The sequence below is a fragment of the Phyllobacterium sp. K27 genome (assembly GCF_054796155.1).
In genome coordinates this window covers 2,944,787-2,970,501 of the sequence record NZ_CM139240.1, presented here as the reverse complement: position 1 = coordinate 2,970,501, position 25,715 = coordinate 2,944,787, and the positions used below count along the sequence as shown (strand labels likewise).

Annotated in this window: 21 protein-coding genes and 1 tRNA gene; 14 read left to right on the top strand and 8 right to left on the bottom strand. The window is 54.2% G+C overall.

Going from position 1 to position 25,715, the window contains the following annotated elements:
- Position 1: 1 nt before the first annotated feature.
- Together ACYJL1_RS14750 and ACYJL1_RS14745 are read right to left on the bottom strand one after the other, a co-directional pair.
- On the bottom strand, positions 2 to 364 hold the full coding sequence (locus tag ACYJL1_RS14750; RefSeq protein ID WP_460896086.1) for a DUF427 domain-containing protein: 363 nt from the start codon (positions 362 to 364) through the stop codon (positions 2 to 4).
- Between the two features lie 73 nt (positions 365 to 437).
- Positions 438 to 1,631: an ROK family protein gene (locus ACYJL1_RS14745; protein WP_460896085.1), complete on the bottom strand. Its 1,194-nt coding sequence runs from the start codon at positions 1,629 to 1,631 to the stop codon at positions 438 to 440.
- A 96-nt stretch (positions 1,632 to 1,727) separates the two neighbouring features.
- Between ACYJL1_RS14745 and ACYJL1_RS14740 the strand changes: the two genes are divergently transcribed.
- From ACYJL1_RS14740 to ACYJL1_RS14685, 12 genes are all read left to right on the top strand, one after another.
- Positions 1,728 to 2,486, top strand: coding sequence for a glucosamine-6-phosphate deaminase (locus tag ACYJL1_RS14740; RefSeq protein ID WP_460896084.1), 759 nt, complete (start codon positions 1,728 to 1,730; stop codon positions 2,484 to 2,486).
- Positions 2,483 to 3,499, top strand: a complete 1,017-nt coding sequence (locus tag ACYJL1_RS14735; RefSeq protein ID WP_460896083.1) for an N-acetylglucosamine-6-phosphate deacetylase — start codon at positions 2,483 to 2,485, stop codon at positions 3,497 to 3,499. Before ACYJL1_RS14740 ends, ACYJL1_RS14735 begins: the two co-directional genes overlap by 4 nt.
- A 31-nt stretch (positions 3,500 to 3,530) precedes the next feature.
- Positions 3,531 to 4,727 (top strand): extracellular solute-binding protein, encoded by a 1,197-nt coding sequence (locus ACYJL1_RS14730; RefSeq protein WP_460896082.1) that lies wholly within the window; start codon positions 3,531 to 3,533, stop codon positions 4,725 to 4,727.
- Positions 4,728 to 4,984: 257 nt separating this feature from the next.
- Positions 4,985 to 5,071 carry a potassium-transporting ATPase subunit F gene (locus ACYJL1_RS14725; RefSeq protein WP_040856540.1) on the top strand — a complete coding sequence of 29 codons (87 nt, stop codon included), beginning with the start codon at positions 4,985 to 4,987 and terminating at the stop codon, positions 5,069 to 5,071.
- 170 nt (positions 5,072 to 5,241) lie between these two features.
- Positions 5,242 to 6,951 (top strand): potassium-transporting ATPase subunit KdpA, encoded by a 1,710-nt coding sequence (gene kdpA / locus ACYJL1_RS14720; protein WP_460896081.1) that lies wholly within the window; start codon positions 5,242 to 5,244, stop codon positions 6,949 to 6,951.
- Positions 6,952 to 7,026: 75 nt separating this feature from the next.
- Entirely contained in the window at positions 7,027 to 9,075 is a 2,049-nt protein-coding gene (kdpB, locus tag ACYJL1_RS14715; protein WP_460896080.1) for a potassium-transporting ATPase subunit KdpB, read from the top strand.
- An 11-nt stretch (positions 9,076 to 9,086) separates the two neighbouring features.
- Complete coding sequence (gene kdpC / locus ACYJL1_RS14710) at positions 9,087 to 9,656, top strand: potassium-transporting ATPase subunit KdpC (RefSeq protein ID WP_460896079.1); 570 nt, start codon at positions 9,087 to 9,089, stop codon at positions 9,654 to 9,656.
- A 13-nt stretch (positions 9,657 to 9,669) separates the two neighbouring features.
- The gene (locus tag ACYJL1_RS14705) at positions 9,670 to 12,357 is read left to right on the top strand and encodes an ATP-binding protein (RefSeq protein WP_460896078.1); all 2,688 of its coding nucleotides are present in this window, start codon (positions 9,670 to 9,672) and stop codon (positions 12,355 to 12,357) included.
- Complete coding sequence (locus ACYJL1_RS14700) at positions 12,357 to 13,043, top strand: response regulator (RefSeq protein ID WP_460896077.1); 687 nt, start codon at positions 12,357 to 12,359, stop codon at positions 13,041 to 13,043. Before ACYJL1_RS14705 ends, ACYJL1_RS14700 begins: the two co-directional genes overlap by 1 nt.
- Before the next feature lie 306 nt (positions 13,044 to 13,349).
- Entirely contained in the window at positions 13,350 to 13,556 is a 207-nt protein-coding gene (locus ACYJL1_RS14695) for a CsbD family protein (RefSeq protein WP_460896076.1), read from the top strand.
- On the top strand, positions 13,525 to 13,881 hold the full coding sequence (locus ACYJL1_RS14690) for a hypothetical protein (RefSeq protein WP_460896075.1): 357 nt from the start codon (positions 13,525 to 13,527) through the stop codon (positions 13,879 to 13,881). The genes ACYJL1_RS14695 and ACYJL1_RS14690 overlap by 32 nt, the downstream gene beginning before the upstream one ends.
- Positions 13,882 to 13,941: 60 nt before the next feature.
- A complete protein-coding gene (locus tag ACYJL1_RS14685) occupies positions 13,942 to 15,270 on the top strand; it encodes a chloride channel protein (RefSeq protein WP_460896074.1) in 1,329 nt (442 codons plus the stop codon).
- A gap of 180 nt (positions 15,271 to 15,450) precedes the next feature.
- Here ACYJL1_RS14685 and ACYJL1_RS14680 read toward each other — a convergent pair whose 3' ends face one another.
- Complete coding sequence (locus ACYJL1_RS14680; RefSeq protein WP_460896073.1) at positions 15,451 to 16,407, bottom strand: IS481 family transposase; 957 nt, start codon at positions 16,405 to 16,407, stop codon at positions 15,451 to 15,453.
- Positions 16,408 to 16,969: 562 nt separating this feature from the next.
- Here ACYJL1_RS14680 and ACYJL1_RS14675 point away from each other — a divergent pair.
- Positions 16,970 to 17,371, top strand: coding sequence for a hypothetical protein (locus ACYJL1_RS14675; RefSeq protein WP_460896072.1), 402 nt, complete (start codon positions 16,970 to 16,972; stop codon positions 17,369 to 17,371).
- Between the two features lie 197 nt (positions 17,372 to 17,568).
- On the opposite strand, the gene ACYJL1_RS14670 is transcribed toward ACYJL1_RS14675, so the two are convergent.
- Positions 17,569 to 17,645: transfer RNA gene (locus ACYJL1_RS14670), tRNA-Pro, on the bottom strand.
- A 185-nt stretch (positions 17,646 to 17,830) separates the two neighbouring features.
- Here ACYJL1_RS14670 and ACYJL1_RS14665 point away from each other — a divergent pair.
- Positions 17,831 to 20,077, top strand: coding sequence for an AGE family epimerase/isomerase (locus ACYJL1_RS14665; RefSeq protein ID WP_460896071.1), 2,247 nt, complete (start codon positions 17,831 to 17,833; stop codon positions 20,075 to 20,077).
- A gap of 134 nt (positions 20,078 to 20,211) precedes the next feature.
- Here the strand turns inward: ACYJL1_RS14665 and betB are convergent, their stop codons facing one another.
- From betB to betI, 4 genes are all read right to left on the bottom strand, one after another.
- On the bottom strand, positions 20,212 to 21,675 hold the full coding sequence (gene betB, locus ACYJL1_RS14660; RefSeq protein WP_460896070.1) for a betaine-aldehyde dehydrogenase: 1,464 nt from the start codon (positions 21,673 to 21,675) through the stop codon (positions 20,212 to 20,214).
- A 166-nt stretch (positions 21,676 to 21,841) separates the two neighbouring features.
- A complete protein-coding gene (gene betA, locus ACYJL1_RS14655; protein WP_460896069.1) occupies positions 21,842 to 23,491 on the bottom strand; it encodes a choline dehydrogenase in 1,650 nt (549 codons plus the stop codon).
- A gap of 7 nt (positions 23,492 to 23,498) precedes the next feature.
- Complete coding sequence (gene betC, locus ACYJL1_RS14650; protein WP_460896068.1) at positions 23,499 to 25,019, bottom strand: choline-sulfatase; 1,521 nt, start codon at positions 25,017 to 25,019, stop codon at positions 23,499 to 23,501.
- Positions 25,016 to 25,618, bottom strand: a complete 603-nt coding sequence (betI, locus tag ACYJL1_RS14645; protein WP_460896067.1) for a transcriptional regulator BetI — start codon at positions 25,616 to 25,618, stop codon at positions 25,016 to 25,018. The genes betC and betI overlap by 4 nt, the downstream gene beginning before the upstream one ends.
- Positions 25,619 to 25,715: the final 97 nt, after the last annotated feature.

The following is a 25,715-nucleotide window of genomic DNA, read 5'->3' as shown; positions in this document are numbered from 1 at the left end:
GTCAGGGCAGAACCTGCCGAGCCTTCACCCCTTCAAATGTTACCTTGCGCGGGTCGAATGCGCCGTGTCCTGCAATCTGCGCCACCTCGGCCTTGGGTTCTTCATATGCCCACATTGCATCATTGGCAGCTTCACCTTGGCCGGTTATCCGCCAATAGGTGGCATCACCTTTAAAGGGGCATTGCGTCCGCGTCTGTGTTTTTTCGAGGTGGACGAAATAGATGTCGTCGAAGGGGATATAGAGCACCGGATCATGCCCGGCTTCGCGCAGCTCCAGCGCCTTGTCTGTTGATGCGATTACGACATCGAGAAATCGCACTGTCACCGGGTCGGGAAACGCATGTATGGTGATGGGCAGGCCCATTGGAAAACTCCTTTGTAGAGAATTTCAAAGAACAATCGCTGGTAAGAGATTTTGTTCCGCCATATGCGTAACTCTACGCAGCGCGCTTATTAAGCCTGATGAAGGTTTCCAGTCCCGCATTCAACAGTGGCAAGCATGCGCCGTGAATGACGTAATCCTGGCTGAACTTGTCTGCGATCAGAGTTGGCAATTCCAGTGAGCCAATAAGTCCCTCGCTCTTGAATGCGCTTGTGAATGCTTGCCACACATCCTCATTGGCTACAAACGGGCCCGTTACAATGACACGGGATGGAAATAGGAGGCGGCATACATTTGTAAGTGAGCGTGCCATGAGCTTGATTGCTTCAGCCACTTCAGGAACATCAAGTAGGGGCAGGCCTGCCAATTGTCTGGCCAGCACTTCCTCTTCCTCTGAGAGGTCAGGCCATAATTCCCGCAGACGGGGTAGAAGAGCCCATAAAGCAGCTCCCGTTTCGAGGCATCCATGATTGCCGCAACCACATTCACGCTGGTTCAAGGCGTTGAAACGCCAATGACCAATCTCGCCGAAAGGTCCGCCATTTTGTAACAGCGGTTGACCGGCAATACTGTAGGAAAGACCAATGCCCCATCCCCAATGCAGGAGCAGCGTGTTGCCGCTGCGATAGGCCGCTTCCTGCGTCGTGCGGGCATCAAGCTCAGCATCAAGGTTCCTGCAAACGGTTGCAACGGGTGTTACGGACGCAAGTGCACTGCCAATGTCGAGATTACGCACTTTGGGCCAGCGGGAGGTTATGAGCCATGTCCGGGCTTTGACATCGACAACGCCCGGCACGGCGACCGAGGTGCCCATATGGATCATTTCGGCAGGACATTTTGCAATCAGCCATTGTACAAGCTGGCGCATTGCATCAGCCATGGCGGCATTATCCCAATCGGCGGGGATTTCTACAGCCCTATGTTCAAGGATCGTACCGCCAAGATCCAGAAGAAATCCAAGCAGCGTGCGGCTGGAAATGTGGATGACAGACGCACCGAGGCGCTGCGAATTCAAAGCGATCTCGATTGGCGGGCGTCCCCGGCCAATCTTCGTTCCCGGACGCTCTATGACCAGACCACGTTCAGTCAGATCGCTTACAACGTGTGAAGTCGCTGTCGATGTCATGTTCAACTGGTCGACGACGCTGGCGCGCGAATGGGGACCCGCGCCGGAAAGCAGCGCCGCGACGCGTGCGCAATCGCGCTGGTGCGCATCCTCATAGGCGGTTTCATCAATCGTCAAGAACATGGAGTTTCTGCCTGTTTTTATTTTTGAATTTTAAAGTTCTAAAATACCTTGCTGTGTCATATAAAGCTGTGCTTACTATGAGAGCAAGCTGGCGACATGTCCAAAAGGGTTAAATTAATGATCGATATAAGGCAATCAGCCGACAAGGCTGCTTTGGGGGCGGCGGCGGCCAAGCTGGGGGCAGAAGCAATCCGCGCGGCAATTGCAGCCAAAGGTCAAGCTTCGATTATCGTGGCCACAGGGGCCAGCCAGTTTGAAGTTTTGCAGTATCTGGTAGCGGCTGAAGATATTGACTGGACCAAAGTGACGGCCTTTCATCTCGACGAATATGTGGGAATGGACATCACCCATCCAGCAAGTTTCCGCAAATATCTGCAAGAACGGTTCGTCGACCCTTTGAACGGAATGGTAGCATTCCATCCAATTAACGCCGAGGGAGACGCTGCAGCCGAGGCGAAACGCATCAGTGCGTTGATCGCCGGTCATGATATTGACGTGTGTTTTGCCGGTATCGGTGAAAATTGCCATCTTGCTTTCAACGATCCGCCCGCCGATTTTGAAACCGAAGAACCCTATATTGTTGTGACGCTCGACGAAGCCTGCCGCAAACAGCAAATGGGCGAGGGCTGGTTTCCAACCCTTGAGGACGTACCTCAAAAAGCCATTTCAATGAGCATCAGGCAGATACTGAAAAGCAAGCTTATCATCTTGTCCGTGCCGGATGAGCGAAAGGCGCAGGCTGTGAAGGATGCAGTGGAAGGCAAGGTTGATCCGATGCACCCGACATCAATCGTGCAGGATCACCCCCATACCGTGCTTTTTCTTGACCCTGCCTCAGCTTCGAGACTTTCATGATTACAAGGGGCCTTGTCGATATTCAGGTGAATGGTTTTGCCGGGGTTGATTTCAACGATCCTGGCATCACACCTGAAACATTGGACCAAGCGCTTGAGGCAATGTTGGCAACGGGGGTCACCACTTGCCTGCCCACGATCATCACTGCACACCGCAATGAACTGGAAGTGCGTTTCGCGGCCTTGGACAGGGCGGTGCGCGAGAGCCGCCTCGGATCGCTTATGTGTCCCGGCTATCACCTTGAGGGCCCATTTCTCAATCCTGCCGAGGGCTTTTCCGGGTGTCATCCGCCCAATGCCATGATGGCGGCTGACCCTGCTCTCGTCACGGAATTGCAGACAATGATCGAGCGTCCAATTCTTCTGGTGACTGTCGCTCCCGAAGTTCATGGCGGGATCGCGTTTATAAAAGCGATGCGTGCGAGTAACAGGCTTGTCTCTATCGGTCATTCATCAGCCGGTAATCATATCATTACTGCTGCGGCGGATGCTGGCGCGGGGCTTTCGACCCATCTTGGCAATGGCTTGCCACAAATATTACCCAAGCTGGACAATCCGCTATTTGCGCAACTGGCCGAAGACCGGTTACTTGCCACCTTCATTGCCGATGGCATTCACATGCCAGCTCATGTGCTGAAAAGCTTGATCCGTGCCAAAGGCTTTGAACGTTCTGCGCTGGTAACGGATGCTGTTGCCGCCGCCGCTGCTCCGGCAGGGACTTATCCTTTTGCGGGGATGAGCGTTGATCGCGCGCAAGACGGCACGGTGAGCCAGAGAGATGCGACAGGATTGGCAGGATCGTCGCTTTGTCTTGATGATGCAGTGCGCAATCTTGTCCGCTGGAACATTGCCACCTTTGAGCAGGCGGTCGAAATGGCATCAACCAGACTGTTGCGCGTGCTTGCTCCGGTTTTGGGCGCGCATGGTGTGAGCTTGGCAGAGAGCGAAGTGGAATGGTCGGGCGCTATGGAGGTGACGCGGGTTCGTATCGGCAAGGAAGAACGGTTTTTCTGATAATCAACTCAAAAAACACAAGGGGAATAGGATGACACAGGACTTTTTTCGATTGAATCGCCGCACAGTGCTTGGTGGCATGGCGGCTTCCATTGTCACAGGTATCGGTGGAGCAAGGGCCGCTGCACCTGCACTGCCTGCATCGCCAGTTACTATTACTGTGATGGACGTTGGCGGGGCTTTGGCCCTGAGCCAACCGGCATTTGAGGAATATGCCAAGACTTATCCCGAACGCGCATCGCGAATCATTTTCGCCAAAGCGCCGGTCACCGAACTTGCCGGAAAACTGAAGGCGCAGCAAAGCGCCAACCGCGTCGATATTGATCTTGTTCTGACGGGAAGCGATGGACTTGCCGCTGGTCTGGTCAATGAAACCTGGATGAAAATTCTTCCGGATTTCTCTTCGACATTTCCAAACCTTGAAGAGAACTATGAGCCTGCCGCATTGAATCTTCTAAAGGCGCAGGGTGATGGCTATGGCGTTGTCATCAATTACTATCCGTCCGGACCTTTGCTCGAATATGATCCGGAACGCGTGAAGAAGGTTCCAACAACGGCCGAGGAGCTTCTGGCCTATGCCAGGGAAAATCCCGGCCGCTTCATGTATGCCCGTCCGACCAATTCCGGACCGGGCCGTACATTCATGATGGGATTGCCCTATTTGCTTGGCGATAAGGACCCCTCCGATCCGGTTGACGGCTGGGAAAAGACATGGGCCTATCTGGCCGATATTGGTCAATATATTGACTATTATCCGGCCGGAACCGGCGTGACAATGAAGGAATTCGGCGAAGGTTCGCGCGATATCATCATCAGCACGACCGGTTGGGACATAAACCCGCGTGCATTGGGTATCGTGCCGGAAACTGCAAAAATCGGAACGCTCAAGGGGTTCCACTGGGTATCGGACGCCTTTTTCATGTGCGTTCCGAAAGGTATAGCTGAAGATAAGGTTGCAGTTGTACTGGACCTGATGGCGTTTTTGCTAACGCCAAAAGCACAGGCTTATTCCTATGACGAGGGGTATCTCTATCCCGGGCCTGCGGTGAAAAATGTGCCTTTGTCCATGGCGCCGCAGCACAGCCAGGATGTTATCAAGCAATTCGGGCGACCGGAATATGCTGATCTGATTGCCAATAACCCAATCGAGCTGCCATTGAAGCCTGACAAGATGGTCATTGCTTTCAGGAAATGGGATGAGCTTGTGGGCTCCCAAAAGTCCAAATAGCTCGTAAGTACCGAGAATTTGACCGTGTTCAGAACAACGGGAATGTCATTACGTTCCCGTTGTTTTGTTGAGTAGACGGGTAATCCTTATATTTTCCTTATGTGTACCGTCTCTATTCGCAATCGATAACTGACATTGACAAGCGCATGCTTGGTCCAGCGAAACCAAATGGATATTTGACATGCTGGACTTCATCTTCGTTGCGCTTGGTTGCGGTATTTTGCTGCTTCTTGGCCTTTACGCACAGGCATTGAGCCGTGTTTGAGCTTGTTCTGGGCCTTGGTGTTGCCGCCGGGCTTTGCGCTTATTTGGTCGTGACGCTTGTCGCGCCCGAGCGCTTCTAGCGGCTTGAAAATCGTTCAGGATGGCCTGCAAATGGCATGATTCTGCGATCCAGTGCTCACGTACAAAGAAGTACGCTCCGCTCCGGTTCTCAAACCCTACCATTTTCGGCTCACCCTGAACGATTTTTCGGCTTCGCTGAATTCCCCATTTTCCATTTCGGAGACTACCAATGACACTTGTCGGATGGCTGCAAATCAGCCTGACGCTGCTCGCCGTTCTTTTGGCGATCAAGCCGCTTGGTCTTTACATGAGCCATGTTTTTGCCGGAGAAAGAACATTTCTTTCGCCGGTTCTCAAGCCCGTTGAAGGGGCATTTTATGCTGTCGCTGGAATAGATCAGAACCGCGAGCAGAGCTGGATGGCCTATGCTTTCGGTGTCTTGCTTTTCAGCATTGCGGGCTTTCTCACTCTCTACGGCATATTGAGACTACAGGACATCCTGCCGCTCAATCCGCAAGGGTTTCCTGGCGTTGCACCTGATCTTGCCTTCAACACGGCGGTCAGCTTCGTCACCAACACCAACTGGCAATCCTATGGCGGTGAAACCACGATGAGTCATTTCAGCCAGATGGCGGGACTCACCGTGCAGAACTTCCTGTCTGCCGCAACTGGCATGGCAATCGCCGTTGCCTTGTCTCGCGCGTTCGTGCGTTCAAACATGACAACGCTGGGCAATTTTTGGGTCGATATGACCAGAGCCACACTCTATGTGCTGCTGCCGCTTGCCGTCATTGTTGCGCTTCTTTTCATCGCGCTTGGCATGCCCCAAACGCTTGATGGATCGTTTACTGCGACGACGCTGGAAGGCGCCAAGCAGGTCATTTCAACCGGGCCGGTCGCCAGCCAGGAAGCTATAAAGCAGCTTGGTACCAATGGCGGCGGTTTCTTCAACGTCAATGCCTCGCACCCATTTGAAAACCCCAACGCATTCTCGAATTACCTCGCTGTTTTCTCGATGCTCGTTGTGTCATCGGCAATGGTATACGCATTCGGCCAGATAACCGGCAATCGCCGTCAGGCCTGGGCGCTGCTATCTGCCATGGCGATCCTTCTCATTATCGGTATTGGAGCAGTTTATTGGGCTGAGACGAATGGCAATCCCATTCTGACCCAGCTGGGCGTGGACCCTTTGCAGGGGAACATGGAAGGCAAGGAGATGCGCTTCGGTCCGGCGGGTACTGCGCTTTACGCTGCTGTGACAACCGGCCTTTCCAATGGCGGCGTGAACTCGATGCACGCATCGCTGACACCGCTTGGCGGCCTTGTTCCGATGTTTCTTATGCAGCTTGGTGAAGTCTTGCCGGGTGGTGTCGGCTCTGGGCTTTATGGCATGGTGATCTTTGCAATCCTTGCAGTGTTTGTTGCAGGATTGATGGTTGGCCGTACCCCCGAATTTCTCGGCAAGAAGATCGAGTCGAGAGAGATGAAGTTCGCGATGCTGGCTGTTCTTGTTCTGCCTTTGGCAATTCTGGGCTTTACGGCACTCTCGGCAATATTGCCGGTAGGCCTTGCCGGACTGCTCAACAAGGGGCCGCACGGTCTATCGGAAATCCTTTATGCCTATTCGTCCGCTGCGGGCAATAACGGCTCGGCTTTTGCCGGTCTGACGGCCAATTCAATCTGGTATAACACGACACTTGGCATAGCCATGCTGCTTGGTCGCTTCGCCTATATCGTACCGGTTCTTGCAATCGCAGGATCGCTCGTCGGCAAGCAGAAGGTTCCCGCTTCAGCCGGAACATTCCCGACCGATGGTCCACTTTTCGTTGGCTTGCTGATTGGCATCATCATCATTCTTGGCGGTCTGCAGTTTTTCCCTGCTCTCGCCCTTGGTCCCATCGTTGAGCATTTCCTGATGCTCTCCGGTCAGACGTTCTAATTCTTTGTTTTAACGCAATTTCCGGACGCAAAACCGTTTCACACTTTTGCTGGAATTGCTCTAAGGATCTGCAAAATGTCTTCAAAGGCAAAATCAATATCCATGTTCGACAGTGCCATTCTGCTTCAGGCACTGAAGGGATCGCTCATCAAGCTCAATCCCATGAAACTGGTGCACAACCCGGTTATCTTCACCACGGAAGTTGTCGCTGCAATGGTGACGCTTCTCTGGCTGCGCGACATGATAAGCGGTACCGGAACACCATTGTTTTCTGGACAGATCGCCGCCTGGCTTTGGTTCACCGTCATTTTTGCGACCTTTTCGGAGGCAATAGCAGAAGGTCGCGGCAAGGCGCAGGCAGACAGTTTGAAGCGCACGAAATCCGACCTCGTGGCGAAGCGGCTGAAATCTGCCAATGGAAAAGATTATGATGTCGTGCCAGCGACGAGCCTGAAAGTCGGCGATCTCGTCTATATCGAGGTCAATGATCTTGTGCCCGGAGATGGTGAAATCGTCGAAGGCGTTGCCTCGGTGAATGAAAGTGCCATCACGGGCGAGTCCGCGCCGGTTATCCGCGAGTCCGGTGGTGATCGTTCGGCGGTAACAGGCGGCACACAGGTGCTATCCGACTGGCTTGTTGTGCGCATTACAACAAAGCCCGGTGAAACCTTCGTTGATCGCATGATCGCCCTGATCGAAGGCGCAGAAAGGCAGAAGACGCCAAATGAAATAGCGCTATCGATTCTGCTTTCCGGTTTGACATTGGTGTTTCTTATCGCCGTTGTGACTGTTTCGGGCCTTGCTGCCTATTCCGGTACGATCATGACTGTTACCGTGCTTGCAGCGCTGTTTGTAACGCTTATTCCGACGACAATCGGCGGTCTGCTGTCTGCAATCGGCATTGCGGGAATGGATCGGCTCATCGGTTTCAACGTGATAGCGACTTCGGGCAGGGCAGTGGAAGCGGCTGGCGATGTGGATACGCTTTTACTCGACAAGACCGGGACGATTACATTCGGCAATCGTATGGCAACCGAGTTTATCCCGGTTGCTGGCATTGCCGAGGAAGCGCTTGCAAATGCGGCGCTTCAAGCCTCGCTCTCCGATGAGACAGCGGAAGGCCGCTCCATCGTGGCATTGGCGCAGGCCGATTACGGGCTGTCAAATGCGGTGCTTGATGGCAAGGATGCGACTTTTATTCCCTTCGCAGCGCAGACCCGTATTTCCGGGGTTGATATCGGCCAGGATCAAATCCGTAAAGGCGCGATAGACGCGATCTTGAACGTTGCAGGTCTGACAAAAGATACTGCACCTCCGAGTTTCCAGAAGGCCGTTGATTCAATAGCGCGTGCAGGCGGAACACCACTTGGCGTGGCCCATAATGGAAATTTGCTTGGGGTGATCCATCTGAAAGACGTCGTTAAACCAGATATCAAGGAGCGCTTTGCCGCCCTGCGGTCCATGGGGATCAAGACGGTTATGGTCACAGGTGACAATCCTGTCACTGCCGCCGCGATTGCTTCTGAAGCGGGTGTCGACGATTTCATGGCTGAAGCAACGCCGGAACAAAAGCTCGCCTATATCCGCAAGGAGCAACAGGGCGGACGGCTTATCGCCATGTGCGGTGATGGCACCAATGATGCGCCGGCGCTGGCGCAGGCAGATGTCGGGGTTGCGATGCAGTCCGGCACGCAGGCTGCGCGTGAAGCGGGCAATATGGTCGATCTTGATTCAAGCCCGACCAAGCTCATTGAGATCGTCGAAATCGGGAAGCAAATCCTCATGACACGCGGCTCGTTGACAACGTTTTCGATCGCCAATGACGTGGCAAAGTACTTTGCAATCATTCCGGCGCTGTTTGTCGTAAGCTATCCCCAGCTCAACGCGCTGAACATCATGGGACTGCACTCGCCACAATCAGCAATCCTTTCGGCGGTGATCTTCAACGCGCTCATCATTATTGCGCTTATACCGCTGGCGCTTAAAGGTGTCTCATACAAGCCAGTCGGTGCTTCTGCTCTCTTGCGTCGCAACCTTCTGGTTTACGGCCTTGGCGGACTACTGGTGCCCTTTGTTGGCATCAAGGCGATCGATGTAATTGTCGCCGCACTCAATCTCGTTTGAAGGAAACTGCGATGCTCACTCAACTTAGACCGGCAATCGTACTTACGCTCATTCTCACAATCGCTACGGGATTGCTTTACCCGCTTGCGATGACGGGGATTGGCCAGACCCTGTTTGCGGCGCAGGCAAATTCCAGCCAGATAAAACGCGGTGATGTCGTTGTTGGCTCCACCCTGATCGGCCAGAACTTTACCAGCGACATCTATTTCTGGCCGCGCCCGTCAGCAACCGGTCCTGATCCCTATAACGCAGCTGCTTCAAGCGGCTCGAACCTTGGCCCGACATCGGCAGAACTTGTTGATCGTGTGAAAAACTCGGTCGAATCGTTAAAAGCATCCGGCGTAACGGCTGCTATTCCAGCCGATGCGGTGACCAGCTCCGCCTCCGGTCTCGATCCGGATATTTCGGTAGACTATGCAATGCTTCAGGTTACACGTGTGGCTCACGCCCGCGGCTTGTCTCCGGAAGTGGTTTCTCAACAGGTCAAAGCCAACACGCGGCAAGCTATCCTTGGTATATTCGGTGAAGTTAGGGTAAACGTTCTCGCGTTGAACCTGGCACTCGATGATCTGAAGAAGTAACCCCGAGGCATTTATGGCCGAGTACGGTCACCGACCTGACCCTGACAGATTGCTGGAGCTTGCCGCACGTGAAAAACGCGGCAAGCTTACTGTATTCCTTGGCGCTGCACCGGGCGTAGGCAAGACCTATGCCATGCTCCAGCGCGCGCGCAGGCTCAAGGAAGATGGCGTGGATATTGTCATCGGTCTTGCCGAGACTCATGGGCGCGGTGAAACCGCAGAGTTGCTCGAAGGTCTCGAAGTGCTTCCGCGCAAGCAAATCGACTACCGTGGTCGCCCGCTCGAAGAGTTCGATCTGGATGCCGCACTGGCGCGCAAGCCCAAAGTGCTGGTGCTCGACGAGATTGCCCATACCAATGCGCCCGGCAGCCGTCATCCCAAACGCCACCAGGACATTGAAGAACTGATCTGGCACGGTATCGATGTCTGGACGGCAATGAATGTTCAGCATCTGGAAAGTCTGTCTGATCTGGTGACAAATATCACCGGTGTGAAAGTGCGGGAAACCGTGCCCGATATTGTTATCAAGCGCGCCGACGACGTGCTGCTTGTCGATCTGCCTCCCGCTGAACTCATTGCTCGACTGAAAGAGGGTAAGATATATCTTCCCGGCAATGCGGAGCGCGCTGCCGAAGGGTTTTTCAAGCCGGAGAATCTAACCGCGCTGCGCGAACTCGCACTGCGCCGCACTGCTGACCGCGTTGACGATCAGATGATTGATCTGTTGCGGCAAAATGCAATTGAGGGGCCATGGGCTTCTGGAGAACGATTGCTGGTGTGTGTGGGGCCGGATAGCCTGTCGGAAAAGGTCGTGCGCACGGCCAGCCGCCTGGCTTCGGGTCTCAATGCGCGCTGGCTTGTTGTCTCGCTGACCAATGCCAGCACTGCTGGCATGGATGTTGCCGCGAGCCAACGCATCGACAAGATTTTGGACATGGCCGAAAGGCTTGGGGCTGAGACCCGCCGTGTCATCGCGCGGGATTTCGTCGAGGAAATCCATCGATTGTCCCGCCGCGAGAATATCACGCAAGTGGTGTTGGGACGTCCGAGGGGCAAGGCCTTTTCGAATCCGTTCAGACGTTCCCTGCCTGATGAGATAATGAAGCGCCTCACCGATGTCAGTGTGCACATCGTTACCGGCAATGAGGATGATACGGCTTACGTCGCGCCACCTCCCCAACGACGCTCAAGAGCTGAACTGGCGAAATCCATCGCCATCCCTGTCTTGGCGACTGCGGCAACAACATTGCTGGGACTTGGTGCAAGCAGTATTGTTCATCTGCAAAACCTGTCGATGCTCTATCTTGTTGCCGTCATCCTCTCGGCAATGTCGAGCGGTCGCTTTGCAGCCATCATTGCGGCGGGCCTGTCTTTTGTCCTGTATAATTATTTCTTCATCGAACCAGTCCACAATCTGAGCATTGCCAAACCGCATCAGCTGGTCTCATTGATCATTTTCCTCGCAGTAGCGCTCATGATAGGCGATCTGGCCGGGCGCCTGCGCGATCAGGTTGCCCGTTCGCGCAATCAGGCGAAGAGTACGCTGGCGCTTTACGAATTCTCCCGCAAACTTTCCGGTACAGCACGGCTTGACGATGTTCTGGTGGCCGGTGCCATGCATCTTCACGCGACACTGGAAACCGGGGTGGTGATCCTTTTGCCTGAAGACGACGAACTGCTCCTTCAGGCCGCATGGCCGCCGGATATGGTGCTCGATAGCACGGATATGACGGCTGCGCGATGGGCTTTCGACAAGAATGAACGTGCTGGGCACGATACGGCAACGCTGCCGCAAATTTCGTGGCAATTTCTACCCATAGTCGCATCCCATGGCGTTGCGGGCGTAACCGGCATTTCCATGGCAAACCATTCGGGTTCGCTGAGCGAAAACGAAGATCGTAAATTGACGGCTATTCTGGATCAGACTGCGATAGCCATCGACCGCGCTTTGCTCATGCGTGAAAATGCCAAGACGGCGGCGCTACAGGAAAGCGAAAAGCTGCATACAGCCTTGTTCTCCTCGCTGTCGCATGATCTGAAAACGCCGCTTGCATCAATCACCGGAGCGGTAACAACCCTGCGGCAACTCGGAAGCAAGATGAAGCAGGACAGCCGCGACGACCTGTTGCTTTCCATTGAAGAGGAGGCGGGTCGGCTTACCCGGTTTGTATCTAATCTTTTCGACATGACGCGTATCGAGGCTGGAACGCTGAAAGTCAAAAGCAGTCCGGTCGACGCGGCGGATGTCATTGCTTCGGCGATTGAGCGAATGAAACGGCTCAAGCCCGGGATCGCAATCGATACAAGTATTGCCACAGATCTTGCCGTTGCCAGCGGTGATTCCGGATTGCTTGGTCAGGTCCTGTTTAATCTTTTGGACAATGCCGCCAAATATGGCGGGGACAGCCCGATTGCCGTCTATGCCAAGAATGATGCGGGGCGCGTTATCATCAGTGTGACCGATCAGGGAAAGGGCATTCCCGAAAAAGACCTCGATCGCATTTTTGAAAAGTTCTACCGGCGTGTAAAAAGTGACGGCAGAGCTGCGGGGACGGGGCTTGGACTTTCTATTGCCCGTGGATTTGTCGAGACAATGGGTGGAACAATCAAGGCGGAAAGTCCGGCCATTCGAAAACGTGGCACACGGTTCGTCATTAGTCTTCCCACCTATGAAAATGCCGGAAGCGAGGCTGCAAGCTGATGAACGAGAACCGCATTCTGGTCGTCGATGACGAGCCGCAAATACAGCGGTTCCTGCATCCTGCTCTGACCGCATCCGGCTATGATGTCATGGCCGCAGCGACTGCCGCCGATGCGGAACGAATGATCGCGACCAGTGCGCCGGATCTCGTCATTCTTGATCTTGGACTGCCGGACAAGGACGGCAAGGAAGTCATACGGACAGTAAGAGCCTTTTCCGAAGTGCCGATCATTGTTTTATCCGCGCGTGATCGCGAGGCTGAAAAGATCGCAGCGCTTGATCTTGGCGCAAATGATTACGTCGAAAAGCCGTTTGGAATTGGTGAGCTGCTAGCTCGTGTACGGACAGCTTTACGGCAGAAGGCCGCTGGCGCCAGTGTGCCCTCGATATTCGAAAGCAATGGCCTCGTTGTGGACATGGTAAAACGCGTTGTTACGCTGAATGGCGAGGAAGTGCACTTGACCCGCAAGGAATATCAACTGCTGGTGCATCTGGTCCTTCATCCGGGGTTGGTAGTTACACATCGCCAACTTCTGGCGTCAGTCTGGGGCGCGGCGCATTTGGAAGATTTGCACTATTTGCGGGTGTTTGTGGGGCAATTACGCGCCAAGATTGAGGAGGACCCGAACCAGCCGCATTTTATTCGAACGGAGCCGGGTGTGGGCTACAGGTTTATTGCAAGCTAAGAACCTTCTTTCCTCTTTCCACGACCTTACTGGAGGTTTCGTGGAAAGTAGAGGCAACCCAACCATGTTGCGCCAATGCAGCCGACTATGAGAATGAAATCAAGCATGCAGACATGATGGTACATCAGTCGGCAATTATCAAGTCACATTAATGTTTGAAATATTTCGGGATTGCCGGGGCTCTTGGTGCAGGTGTTAAATCGGCTGAAGGGGCCGAGAGTCTGCCGCCCGACCAAGTCAGCTTAAACCAGGGAACCCTTTGTGCAGTTCTCACGTTGGTTTGCATTACCAACAAGGAGGAAAGTCATGGAATGGAACCGGGTGGAAGGCAACTGGAAGCAGATCAAAGGCAAGGTCAAGGAGCAATGGGGCAAACTCACTGACGACGATTTAGATGTCATCGCAGGCAAGAGAGACCAACTGGAAGGCAAAATTCAAGAACGTTATGGCAAAGCCAAAGACGACGCCAAGCGCGATGTCGATGACTGGTATAACAGCCAGACTTGGAATTGACGACGCGGAATCAGCGCTGTCCCATCCTGGAGGATGGGGCGGCGCTCACGAAGACGAGAAGCAGCGCGAGATGGAATACCGGGAGAAAATGCGAAACCGGTTCCTCGACAGGGTTTCTTCAAAAGAAATGTATGCAGTTCACCAGAAGGCAATTAAAGCCGGGTGGGGCATGCCGGAGGTGCAGTGCGCTATTGACCCTAAAGAAGGCCAAAGAGTCTGGGGAAGAATTGCCCAGTTAGTGCTGTCTCATTCTCGGGATGCTTTGTCGCATTCAGGCATTTGCGATCTTGACGGGAATGAACTCCGAAATCAGCTCCGTATTTGAAGTCAGTCGGTCATCGTGGTAGCAGACGGCATTCCGAACGAGAAAGCTTAGGCCAATCCTGTGCGTCCCATGTACCGAAAGTACTCAGTCTTCCGTCGATCCAGAGCAATGTGGGGCAATGTCAGAGTTTGGCGGCCGAGGCTTATATTCTGGGCAGGCGCACTTGCTATAGGGATAGTAAGCGTCATTTTCGCAAAACTTGCCGACCTTGCACAGCATCTTTTCATGTCCATGGTAGGATATGGTGGTCCAGCGCAATATCTGCCGTTAATCATTACGCCCATAGGCTTTATATTCTGCCTGTTCATAGCGCTTCGCCTTTTCCCCAATTCACAAGGCAGCGGGATACCGCAGGCAATAGCCGCAAGGCATCTGACTGACGATGAAGATCGGTCGCGGTTGTTGTCCTTGAAGATGGTATTTGGAAAGATTTTTCTCACCGTCGTAGGATTGTTTTGCGGAGCATCCATCGGAAGGGAAGGGCCAACAGTGCAGATTGGCGCTTCGCTGATGTTGCAGGCTGCGCGCTGGGGCGGCATGGCTCACGCTCGCGGCCTGATAGTCGCTGGATCAGCAGCGGGGGTCGCGGCTGCTTTCAACACGCCGTTGGCAGGCATTGTGTTTGCAATCGAAGAAATGGGCAGGTCTTACGAATCCCGGGCAAACGGACTTGTGCTGACCGCGGTTATTATTTCCGGTCTAGCTGCCATCGGGCTTGCGGGAAACTATACTTATTTTGGTGACAATGGCGTCACGGCGCATTTCTCAGATTGGTTTCTGGTGATTGTCTGCGGCATCGGTGGGGGCACTTGCGGCGCGTTGTTCAGTGCCGTTGCTCTCAGGGCTACAAGAAGAATCAAGCGATGGGCCGTTTCCGCGCCCCTTTATAGAATGATGCTGGTTGCTGGTGCATGTGGGTTAATTGTTGCAGTCATTGGGATCGTTTCGCAAGGAGCAACCTACGGAACCGGATATGAGCAGGCTCGAAGCGCTGTCGAGGGTGTGCCGCTGCCTTGGTACTACTGGATAGCAAAGCTTGTAGCGGGGCTTTTATCCATGATCTCTGGTATACCAGGCGGAATTTTTGCACCGTCATTGTCGGTCGGCGCTGGAATTGGAAGCGCTATTGGCCAATTGGTAGGAAGCAATATCGGGTTGGCGGCAATATTGGGCATGGCAGGTTATTTCGCAGGCGTTGTGCAAGCGCCAATGACTGCCTTTGTGATCATCCTTGAAATGACGGGCAGTCAGAATAGTGTAATAGCCTTGATGTGTACGGCCATGCTTGGGTACGGAACGGCCCGCTTAATATCACACGAGCCGCTTTATCACGCACTATCCCGAGTTTTCATTGCAGACGCCATCCGGCATAAACGGCACGCCCAATAATCTGCACCGCGCATCCCTAGAGCAAGTTTTGTTTATATAGAGTCATTCTGCCGGGTGAATTCTGGCCAACTCCATCGGGCTTCAGTCTCGTCCGATGGATAAACATCGCCCTCGCTAAACCCCTCGATCTTGTCCACGAATTCCCTCCGGCAGAATGACTCTATATAAACAAAACTTGCTCTAGCTGTGGAGCCTCAAGAGGTTGTCCCAGTTTAGACTGAGTCGACTGATGGGTGTTTGTGATTTTAGGCTGCCGTGCGGGCGATGCCAATTGTACATATGCGTCCACTGTGGGAGATGGGCTTTGCGGAGCTCTGACGAAGGATAGGCACGTGCATAGGCCCATTCTCGCAAGGCTGTCTGGATGAAGCGTTCGGCCTTGCCGTTGGTTTGGGGCGTATAGGGTTTGGTTCGGATATGCTTGAGACCGAGCGCCTTGCAGGCCTTTGCAAAGTCCTTGGCTTTGTAGCATGAGCCGTTGTCGGTCATGACGCGTGTGACGGTGACGCCGAGGTGCTTGTAGTAGGTGACCGCCGCCTTGAGAAAGGCAATGGCGCTGACGGCCTTCTCGTCGGGCAAGATATCTGTGAAGGCGATGCGGGAGGCGTCGTCGATGCAGACGTGAACGTATTCCCAGCCGACACCACGTGAGTTGCTCTGCCCTTTGCGGTCACCGGTGATGCGGTGACCGACCCGTTCGAAACGGCCTAGCCGCTTGATATCGAGATGGATCAGGCCACCTGGCTCACTATACTGGTAGCGCACCACCGGTTCGGCCGGTTCAATGTCCTTCATCCGCGAGAGCTTTGCGCGCCGCAGGATACGGCTGACGGTAGCGGGCGAGACGCCCGTTTCGAGAGCAATGTGCTTGCCAGTCAGGCGCTGGCGGCGAAGCGTGATGATACGCTGCGCCAGCGCCTGATCTGTCTGCTGTGGACTGTTTTGCGGGCGCGACGAGCGATCGATCATCTGGGCACGCCCACCCTGTTCGAAGCGTTTGACCCAGCGCGACACGATCTTGAGCGAAACGGCATAAACGCGGCCGGCTTCTGCCTTGGTCAGCGCACCGCAAAGAACCGCGACAGCCATTTCCTCTCGACGCAACGGGGTCAGTCGGGCATTCTTATGAATGTTCATTCGGAGCGATCCTGGAAAACTGAGGTGTGGTAACTCCAGTCTCCTAAATCCGCTCCGAATGGACAACCTCCTGAAAGCTCACATCTAGGGATGCGGAATGACTCTTCGCGAGCGAGCGAATTTACGACGAGAATTCCCGCAAAACTATAGAGACAGTCTCATGCTGTCGAAATGCAACAGTGACGTGCATTGGTCGTGACAAGCCCTTTGGGAAGGTTGGGAGGATTGTACATTTCCGCTGGTTCATTCCTGTGCCGGAAAAAATGAAAGCAATATATCCACATGGCAAAGATTAGAAAAAAATAGCTAAGAGGCTTTTCAATTATCCTCACTGCATTGGTGTTTTGATTTATTAAGGGATTGGGCTGCTCAATTCACAAGAAATTTTATTTGGCTATGAATTATCTATAGTTGCTGAAAAACTATTTTAAATTCCACGGGTTTGGGGCGCGTGACTAAATGAATATTGGTCGAGAAAATTTACATAATGTAACATATTGTGTTGATCCCTTCGTCATTATGCGCAATGCTAGAGGCATAAATAATCAAAAGGGAGTGAAGAATGCAGTTTCCAGTTTGGACAAAACCAGCGATATATGGCGTGGCGGTCGGGGCAGTTGCAACTATGATTCTCGGCTTTGGCTGGGGCGGATGGGTGACTGGCGGATCGGCTCAGGCGGCTGTGGATACTGCAGCCAAAGAAGCACGTACCGATATCGTCGCTTCGCTTTGTGTCAATAAATTCGCTTCTGCTCCAGATGCAAGGTCTCACTTCGACACGCTGAAAAAAGAGTCGTCCTGGAAGCGGGCCGAACTCATCGAAAAGGGTGGCTGGGCAACGTTTGCAGGTATTGAAGCTGTCAAAGGCGCTGCCTCAGCCTGCGCGAGCGAGCTTGCAGCTTTGGATGAGTTGCCAACGCCTGTCGTTCAGCCGAATATCGAACCAAGCTTAACCGAAGGCTGAAACACAATAACAGCCTGTATTCGGTGCCTAGACCAGTGTCCAGGGGCGGGCACTGGTCTTTTTTTATGCGCTTTTTATCATTTTTGAACGGAGGAAATTGCTCTAGCCGCTTGTGGGCAGTCAGCAGTTTGGAGCTGGGATAGATTGCGTAATCAAATCCATCGCCAATGTGATGATAGGCATGAATCGTAAAACACTGGTCGGAGTGAGAGGATTCGAACCTCCGACCCCGTCGTCCCGAACGACGTGCGCTACCAGGCTGCGCTACACTCCGCGACCAGTGGGGGCGGTATATAGCGCCGAGACAAGAGCGCTGCAAGCCGATTCAGAAGCACTTTTTAATTATAGAGGTGCGAAAATACGAGGTGTGAATAGTTAAGACTTTAGTCTGTGATGATTAGAATAAGTCCTGTATTCATTGAACAAGAAGTTTTGAAATGCTGAAATAACGGGGCGTAAATGACAATCGAAAAAGCAACAATTATCAGCTTCGTCATGAGTGGCGGTGTCGGTTCAAGGCTTTGGCCATTGTCGCGTGAGGATTTTCCCAAGCAGTTTCATAATTTGTCAGGGCAGGGCTCCATGCTGCTGCGCACAATCAAGCGCATGGCGGCGCGCAGTAGCACTGTCGTTCCCGTTTATCTGCTGGCATCGGAGCGTCATTCAGACCGCATCAATCAGGATCTGGCAGGGATTGAACTGGCGGGAGGGCGTCCCATTCTCGAACCAATGGGGCGCAACACAGCCTCTGCAGTCGTGCTGGCGACAGAAGTAACCTTGCGCGAACACGGCGACGAGCTGGTGCTTGTTGTGCCATCCGATCATGAAATTACCACCGACCGCGATTTCTGGAACACTGTTGAGGCCGGTGTCGAGGCGGCCAAAGCGGGGCGCATTGTTGTGTTCGGCATCAAGCCGGATCGTCCGGAGACCGGGTTCGGCTACATTGAAGTCAAACCCGAGGCGGCACTGACACGCGATGTCGTGCGCTTCGTGGAAAAGCCGAATGAGGAGACTGCAACGAAGTATCTGGCGTCGGGAAACTTCCTTTGGAATGCCGGTATCTTTCTTTTCCGCGCCAGCGTCATGCGAGACGCCTTCCGGCAACATGCCGGGGAGATTTGGGACAAGGCTATTGCGGCGCTGGATGAGGCAAGCACCAACATATCCGGCACCTATCTGCCGCATGATCTTTACGCTGCCGTGCCGTCCATATCCGTTGACTACGCGATCATGGAGCACGCAAAGGACATTGCGCTTGTGCCAGCGAAATTTCGCTGGAACGACCTTGGCTCCTGGCAATCCCTGTTGGAAGTCGGTTCAGTTGATGGCAATGGCAATGTGCTGGTCGGCGATGTCGTGGCTATTGATTGTGAGCACAGCTATTTGCGCAGCGAGGGACGTTTGCTCTCGGCAGTCGGCTTGCGCGATACCGCCGTTGTAGCAACCGCCGATGCAACCTTCGTGGCTCCTGTCAATGAGAGTCAAAATGTCAGGAAAATCGTCGAACAGCTTGAAAAGACAGGCAGGTTGGAAACCAAATTCACGCCCTCGCAGGACCGGTTGCCGCAAGTCGGCGCTTATGGGAACCGGGTGCGGCATTGGCTTTTTGACGAAACCTTGCCGCTCTGGTCAACGGTGGGCGTCGACACGCGCCATGGCGGCTTTCATGAAGCCATGTCGTTTGACGCCATTCCTATCACCAAGACCAAGCGTATGCGGACGATGGCTCGGCAGATATATGCCTTTGCCGTGGCCAAGGAGATGGGCTGGGATGGACCCGCACACGACCTTATCGAGCATGGCCTGAGCTTCATCACCAAAGGACGCACGGATCGTGGCGGCTGGGTCAAGACGTTCAATCCGGATGGCAGTGTACTGGATGCCTCGGAGGACACTTACGACCAATCCTTCGTGCTCTTGGCGCTTGCTCATGCGCATAAGGCCGGGCACCCGCAGGCATTGAGGCTCGCCACGGAAACCTTCGCTTTCATCGACGAGTATCTCGCAGATTCGCGCATGACCGGTTTTTTGGAAATGCCCGATGACAAGGGCTTGCGGCGTTCCAACCCGCATATGCACCTGCTCGAAGCTTTTCTGGCCTGGTATGGTGCAACGGGCAATCGCGATTATCTGCAACGCGCAGCGCGCATCGTCGATCTCTTCCGCCACCACATGTTCGATGCGGAAACCTGGACGCTTGGCGAGTATTTCAGCAATGATTGGGATCGCGCACCGGGCGAGCAGGGTGAATGGACAGAGCCGGGCCATCACTTTGAATGGGCGCATCTCCTGTCAGCCTTTGCAGCATCTTCGGGACAGAAGGATGCGGTCCGCTTCGCCCGCAAACTTTACGCATCGGCCATTGCCAATGGCCTGAACCGCTCAACGGAACTTGCCTATGGGGCAGTATCACGCCACGGTCTTCCGCTTGACACCAACTCCCGCAGCTGGCCGCAGACCGAAGCCGTCAAGGCGGCTATCGCGCTCGATGGCAATGGCGGGCCTGATCTGAAACCTGAAGTCGAAGCGCGGGTTGGACGGCTCTTCCGCTGGCATATTGAACCCGCACCAAAGGGACTATGGATTGATCTTATTGACGAGAAAGGGCGGGCCAAAGCCGAAGAGGTTCCGGCTTCGATCTTCTACCATCTGGTCAGCGCGCTGACGCAGTATGTCGATTATGTGGGCAAGCGCCCTCAATAGGTTAAGCGCTCACTTCGCCGTCATCCTCGGGCTTGACCCGAGGATCTATGCTTTGGGGAACTAATCACGACGACAATGGGTCCTCGGGTCAAACCCGAGGATGACGGAGAGGTTAGTGATTCTCGCAACGATCCTCAATAAGGGCTGTCCACATTGCCGGTCTCGACATAGACCGACTTGATCTGGCTGTAATGATAAAGCGCAGCCAGACCATTCTCGCGGCCAACGCCTGATTGCTTGAAGCCACCAAAAGGCATTTCCACCGGGGCGAGATTGTAGGTATTGATCCAGCAGGTTCCGGCTTTGAGCTGGCCGATCACGCGATGGGCGCGGGAAAGGTCCTTGGTGAATACGCCAGCCGAAAGGCCGAATTCCGTGTCATTGGCGCGGGCAATGACTTCTTCTTCGTCGGTGAAATCCAGCACTGCCATAACCGGCCCGAATATTTCCTCGCGCGCAATGACCATATTGTCAGTCACATTGGTGAAAATGGTCGGCTCGACGAAGCAGCCGCCTTCAAAACCCTGCATCTGGGGCACGCCGCCACCGAAATGCAATGTCGCGCCTTCGGCTTTGCCCTTTTCGATATAGGACACCACCTTGTCACGCTGTGCAGCATTGACGAGCGGGCCAAGATGGATCTCCGGATCAAGCGGGTCACCAAGGCGGATGGCTTTCGTGCGGGAGGTGAGGCGATCAAGAAAGTGATCCTTGATGCCGTTTTGCACGAAAACACGCGTGCCATTGGAGCAAACCTGTCCAGTTGAATAGAAATTGCCCAGAAGCGCGCCACCGACAGCATTCTCAACATCCGCGTCATTGAAAATGATCAGCGGTGACTTGCCGCCGAGTTCCATTGTGGCGTGCTTCATGTGCGAGCCGGCCTGCGCGAGCACACGCTTGCCTGTCGGAACCGAGCCGGTGAGGGAGACTTTGGCTACCAGCGGGTGATCGACAAGTTGTGAACCGACATCGCCAAAGCCCTGAATGACATTGAACAGCCCGTCGGGCAGGCCAGCTTCCTTGTAGACTTCGGCAAGTGCCAGAGCCGAAAGCGGCGTATTCTCCGATGGCTTGAAGATCATGGCATTGCCCGCGGCCAGCGCCGGGGCGGATTTCCAGCCTGCACCCTGAATAGGGTAGTTCCAGGCGCTGATGCCAACGCATACGCCTAATGCCTCGCGGCGCGTATAGGCATAGGAGCCGCCAAGCTCGATCATCTCGCCATTGAAGCCGGCAATGATACCGCCGTAAAACTCCAGCGCATCGGCAGCTGAAGCTGGGTCAGCGACCAGCGTTTCCTGAATGGCCTTGCCAGTGTCCAAGGTTTCAAGATGCGCGATTTCTGCATTGCGCTCGCGAAGTATATCGGCTGCGCGGCGAAGGATGCGGCCGCGTTCCACGGGCTTGAGAGCAGCCCATGCGGGCTGGGCGGCGTGAGCAGCCTGCACAGCCTGTTCGATGAGCGCTGGCGTTGCGCCGTATAGCTTGGCAATGACTTCACCCGTGGCCGGGTAGATCACGTCGAGAGGCTTGCCTGCCTTGTCTTCGACGAAACGGCCATTGATGAAATGCGATGCTTTCGGCTGCGCGCGCATGATGTTCTCCTTGAATTAAAAAAATAGCATAGGCGTTATGCGTGGTTCGACAAGCTCACCATGAGGGAGGTAGATGCTTGCACAAGCAAATCTCGATGGCGTTCCTGCAATGTACAACCTTCCTCATGGTGAGCTTGTCGAACCACGCATTATGGTATTTGCGGGATCATCTATCACTCACTTCCCAGCGCGGGTTGATCCAAGGTTCCTGATTGGAGCGGGGCAGAAGATCGCGTCCAAGAATGTGATCGGACGCCTTTTCACCAGTCATGATTGATGGGCCGTTGAGATTGCCATTGGTAACGCGTGGAAAGATTGAAGAATCCGCAACGCGCAACCCCTCAACACCGATAACACAGCACTGCGGATCGACCACCGCCATTGGATCGCTGATTGCACCCATTTTGCATGTACCGCATGGATGAAAAGCGCTTTCCGCATGCTCACGCAGAAAATCATCAATTTCATCGTCCGACTGCACATGTGCGCCGGGGGAAATTTCGCGGCCCCGATAAGGCGTCAAAGCAGCTTGGCCGAAAATCTCACGCGTGAGCCGGACCGCATGGCGGAAATCTGTCCAGTCATCGGGATGCGACATATAGTTGAAAAGAATCTTCGGTTTCTCGAAAGGATCAGAAGAACGGAGCGTGACGCTGCCACGCGATTTGGAACGCATGGGGCCGACATGAGCTTGAAAGCCATGGCCTTTGGCCGCGGCCTTGCCATCGTAACGGATCGCGGCTGGCAGAAAGTGATACTGGATATCCGGATAATCGACCCCGGGCTTGGACCGCACAAAGGCTGCCGATTCAAAATGATTTGTCGCTCCGTGACCCGACTTGAAGAAGAGCCATTGCGCGCCGATCAACCCTTTTGAAAACAAACCCAGCTTGGAATTCAACGTGATCGGTTTCAGGCTTTCCTGCTGGATGTAGACTTCCATATGATCTTGCAGGTTTTGGCCAACGCCTGGCCGATCTGCAATGACATTGATGCCGTGTTCTTTCAGATGGGCGGCAGGCCCGATACCCGACAACATAAGCAGCTTTGGCGAGTTGATGGAGGATGCCGCGATAATGACTTCGCGTCGTGCGCGGATCGTTTCAACTTTGCCGCGCCGCGTGATCTCAACGCCAACCGCCCGTTGATTCTCGATAACCACACGCCGGGCAAACCCATTGATCAGATTCACATTTTTCCGCTTAAGGGCAGGGCGCAGATAAGCATTGGCGGCCGACCAGCGGCGACCATTGTGGATGGTCTGCTCCATGGGGCCAAAGCCTTCCTGCTTTGAACCATTATAGTCTTCGGTAACCTCAAAACCCGCTTCTTGTCCTGCTTGCACGAAGGCGTGAAACAAGGGATTATTGCGGTGCCCGCGTCTGACATGCAGTGGGCCATCGGTGCCGCGCCATCCAGCTTCCCCGCCATGAGAATGCTCCATGCGCTTGAAGTACGGCAGCACGTCCGCATAAGACCAACCGGTCGCACCGCTTTGCGCCCAGTGGTCAAAATCATGCGCATGACCACGCACATAGACCATGCCGTTGATGGAGGATGACCCACCGATGACCTTGCCGCGCGGGGTGACAAGCCTGCGACCGCCTAAATGGGGTTCCGGCTCGGAGGCAAAGCCCCAATCATAGGTGCTCATATTCATCGGGAAGGAGAGAGCGGCAGGCATTTGGATAAACGGCCCGATGTCAGTGCCGCCAAATTCGATGACGATCACTGAATATTTTCCATCTTCCGACAGGCGGTAAGCCATGGCAGAGCCTGCCGAACCCGAACCAACTATGACGAAATCTGCTTCCACAATTGTCTCACTCGCCGCGCGGATAGCGGGCGTTCTCTTCCAGAACGTTCAAATCCATATGATTGCGCATGTAGCGCTCGGAAGCCTTTTGAAGCGGCTGATAATCCCATGGATAATAGGAGCCGTTGCGCAATGCCTCGTAGACAACCCAGCGCCTTGCCTGGCTCTCCCGCACATCGGCGTCGAAGGCTGCAAGGTTCCAGCGCTCCCGTACTTTAGCCGTAAATTCTGCCACTGTTTCAGCGAATGCCGGATCGCCTGCAAGGTTCGACAGCTCGCGGGGATCTGATTCAAGATCAAAGAGTTGCGGCGGATCGATCTCGCAATGCACGAACTTGTATCGGCCTGTTCGAATACACACGAGCGGAGCGTTCGAGCCTTCCGCTGCATATTCCATCAGCACAGGTCCATTGCGATCCTTGCCGCTTAGCAGCGGGGTTAAATCCTCACCATCGGTCCATGGGAGAACTTCCGCAATATCGATACCGGCAAGTGCGCCAAGCGTCGGGTTGAGATCGAGCGTCGAGACGGGCTGCTTGATCAATTGGGGGTTGATGCCCTTGCCTGCAATCATCAGCGGCACGCGTGCAGAGCCTTCAAAGAAGTTCATCTTGAACCACAGGCCGCGCTCACCCAGCATATCGCCGTGATCAGAGGTGAAGACGATGATGGTGTCGTCGAGCATGCGGGTTGTTTCGAGGGTTTCGAGAAGTTCACCAACCTTGTCGTCAATATAGGTGATGTTGGCGAGATAGCCTTGGCGTGCCCGGCGAACCTGCTCCGGCGTGATATCAAACGCTGTATGATCGCAGGCATGGAGCAGTCTCCGGGAGTGTTTATCCTGATCATCAAACGGGATAGCCGCGACTTGCGGATCAAGCGCAGGCGAATTCTCGTAAAGGTCCCAATATTTGCGCCGCGCCACATAGGGGTCATGCGGATGGGTGAACGAGACAGTCAGGCACCATGGGCGCCGCGCCGCATCCTCCGACTCTCGTGATAATTGGTAGAGTTTCTGGCGGGCGTGAAACGCCACTTCATCATCATATTCCATCTGGTTGGTGATTTCGGCAACGCCTGCGCCCGTGACTGAGCCAAGATTATGATACCACCAGTCAATGCGCTCTCCCGGTTTGCGATAGTCTGGTGTCCAACCAAAATCAGCGGGGTAAATATCGGTTGTCAGCCGCTCTTCGAGACCATGCAACTGGTCAGGCCCGACAAAATGCATTTTGCCAGACAGACCTGTGTAATAGCCGGCGCGGCGCAGATGATGGGCATAAGTGGGTATGTCGGAAGCAAATTCAGCCGCATTGTCATAGACGCGGGTTCGCGATGGCAATTGTCCAGACATCAGCGAAGCGCGAGCAGGCGCACAAAGCGGGGAAGCTGTATAACTATTAGCGAAACGCGCGGACGTTGCAGCCAGTGCCTTTAAATGCGGTGCATGGATGAAATCGGCTGGGCCATCGGGAAACAGCGTTCCGTTCAACTGATCGACCATGATGACAAGAATATTGGGCTTCATAGGGCAGCTCTTGAGCGTTCGGAGGCGGCAAGTTTGGTGGTGACGTAATCTTCTACAAGGGCAATGGCATTGGCAGCCTCAGGCGCGCCATTGCGTAGCGCGTGGCGGATATAAAGCCCGTCAATCATGGCACCAGTTCCCTCCGCTATTTGGAGCGCGGTTTCCCGGTCTGTCAGTTGCTGCAAGGCATAAGCAAGATTGGAATGCATCCGCCGTGCATAAACCCGCAAGAGGCGGCGCGTCTCATCGGACTGCTGCGCATGAACGTAGAACGTCAGCCAGGCCGCGATAGTTTGGGGCGCAAATTGCGCGGCCGAGAAGTTGACAGCGATGATAGCCGCTATGCGCGCCGCTGGCGTTCGCGCGCCATGCAATGCGCCAAGCAAATCCTGACCAAGTTCGTTCAGCAAATGCCGCATGGTGGCAAGGAGCAATTGCTCCTTGCCACCAAAATAATGATGCGCCAATGCAGCTGAAACGCCAGCTTCCTGCGCAATCTGCGCAACGGTTACATCCAAAGAACCGCGCTCGCCGATCGTGCGGATAGCCGCATCAATCAATGCCCGTTTGCGCAGTGGTTCCATTCCGATTTTTGGCATGAAAACATCCTCGTTCGCTAGGAAGGTTATTCTTGATTGACTGATCAATCAATAAAAAAATTGTGCTGATATTACGTGTTTATACGACATTTACCTT

What these genes read in the sequence shown, in the direction of transcription:
- ACYJL1_RS14750 (WP_460896086.1), bottom strand. Translation starts at nt 364, where the DNA reads ATGGGCCTGCCCATCACCATACATGCGTTTCCCGACCCGGTGACAGTG.
- ACYJL1_RS14745 (WP_460896085.1), bottom strand. Translation starts at nt 1,631, where the DNA reads ATGTTCTTGACGATTGATGAAACCGCCTATGAGGATGCGCACCAGCGC.
- ACYJL1_RS14740 (WP_460896084.1), top strand. Translation starts at nt 1,728, where the DNA reads ATGTCCAAAAGGGTTAAATTAATGATCGATATAAGGCAATCAGCCGAC.
- ACYJL1_RS14735 (WP_460896083.1), top strand. Translation starts at nt 2,483, where the DNA reads ATGATTACAAGGGGCCTTGTCGATATTCAGGTGAATGGTTTTGCCGGG.
- ACYJL1_RS14730 (WP_460896082.1), top strand. Translation starts at nt 3,531, where the DNA reads ATGACACAGGACTTTTTTCGATTGAATCGCCGCACAGTGCTTGGTGGC.
- kdpA (WP_460896081.1), top strand. Translation starts at nt 5,242, where the DNA reads ATGACACTTGTCGGATGGCTGCAAATCAGCCTGACGCTGCTCGCCGTT.
- kdpB (WP_460896080.1), top strand. Translation starts at nt 7,027, where the DNA reads ATGTCTTCAAAGGCAAAATCAATATCCATGTTCGACAGTGCCATTCTG.
- kdpC (WP_460896079.1), top strand. Translation starts at nt 9,087, where the DNA reads ATGCTCACTCAACTTAGACCGGCAATCGTACTTACGCTCATTCTCACA.
- ACYJL1_RS14705 (WP_460896078.1), top strand. Translation starts at nt 9,670, where the DNA reads ATGGCCGAGTACGGTCACCGACCTGACCCTGACAGATTGCTGGAGCTT.
- ACYJL1_RS14700 (WP_460896077.1), top strand. Translation starts at nt 12,357, where the DNA reads ATGAACGAGAACCGCATTCTGGTCGTCGATGACGAGCCGCAAATACAG.
- ACYJL1_RS14695 (WP_460896076.1), top strand. Translation starts at nt 13,350, where the DNA reads ATGGAATGGAACCGGGTGGAAGGCAACTGGAAGCAGATCAAAGGCAAG.
- ACYJL1_RS14690 (WP_460896075.1), top strand. Translation starts at nt 13,525, where the DNA reads ATGACTGGTATAACAGCCAGACTTGGAATTGACGACGCGGAATCAGCG.
- ACYJL1_RS14680 (WP_460896073.1), bottom strand. Translation starts at nt 16,407, where the DNA reads ATGAACATTCATAAGAATGCCCGACTGACCCCGTTGCGTCGAGAGGAA.
- ACYJL1_RS14675 (WP_460896072.1), top strand. Translation starts at nt 16,970, where the DNA reads ATGCAGTTTCCAGTTTGGACAAAACCAGCGATATATGGCGTGGCGGTC.
- ACYJL1_RS14665 (WP_460896071.1), top strand. Translation starts at nt 17,831, where the DNA reads ATGACAATCGAAAAAGCAACAATTATCAGCTTCGTCATGAGTGGCGGT.
- betB (WP_460896070.1), bottom strand. Translation starts at nt 21,675, where the DNA reads ATGCGCGCGCAGCCGAAAGCATCGCATTTCATCAATGGCCGTTTCGTC.
- betC (WP_460896068.1), bottom strand. Translation starts at nt 25,019, where the DNA reads ATGAAGCCCAATATTCTTGTCATCATGGTCGATCAGTTGAACGGAACG.
- betI (WP_460896067.1), bottom strand. Translation starts at nt 25,618, where the DNA reads ATGCCAAAAATCGGAATGGAACCACTGCGCAAACGGGCATTGATTGAT.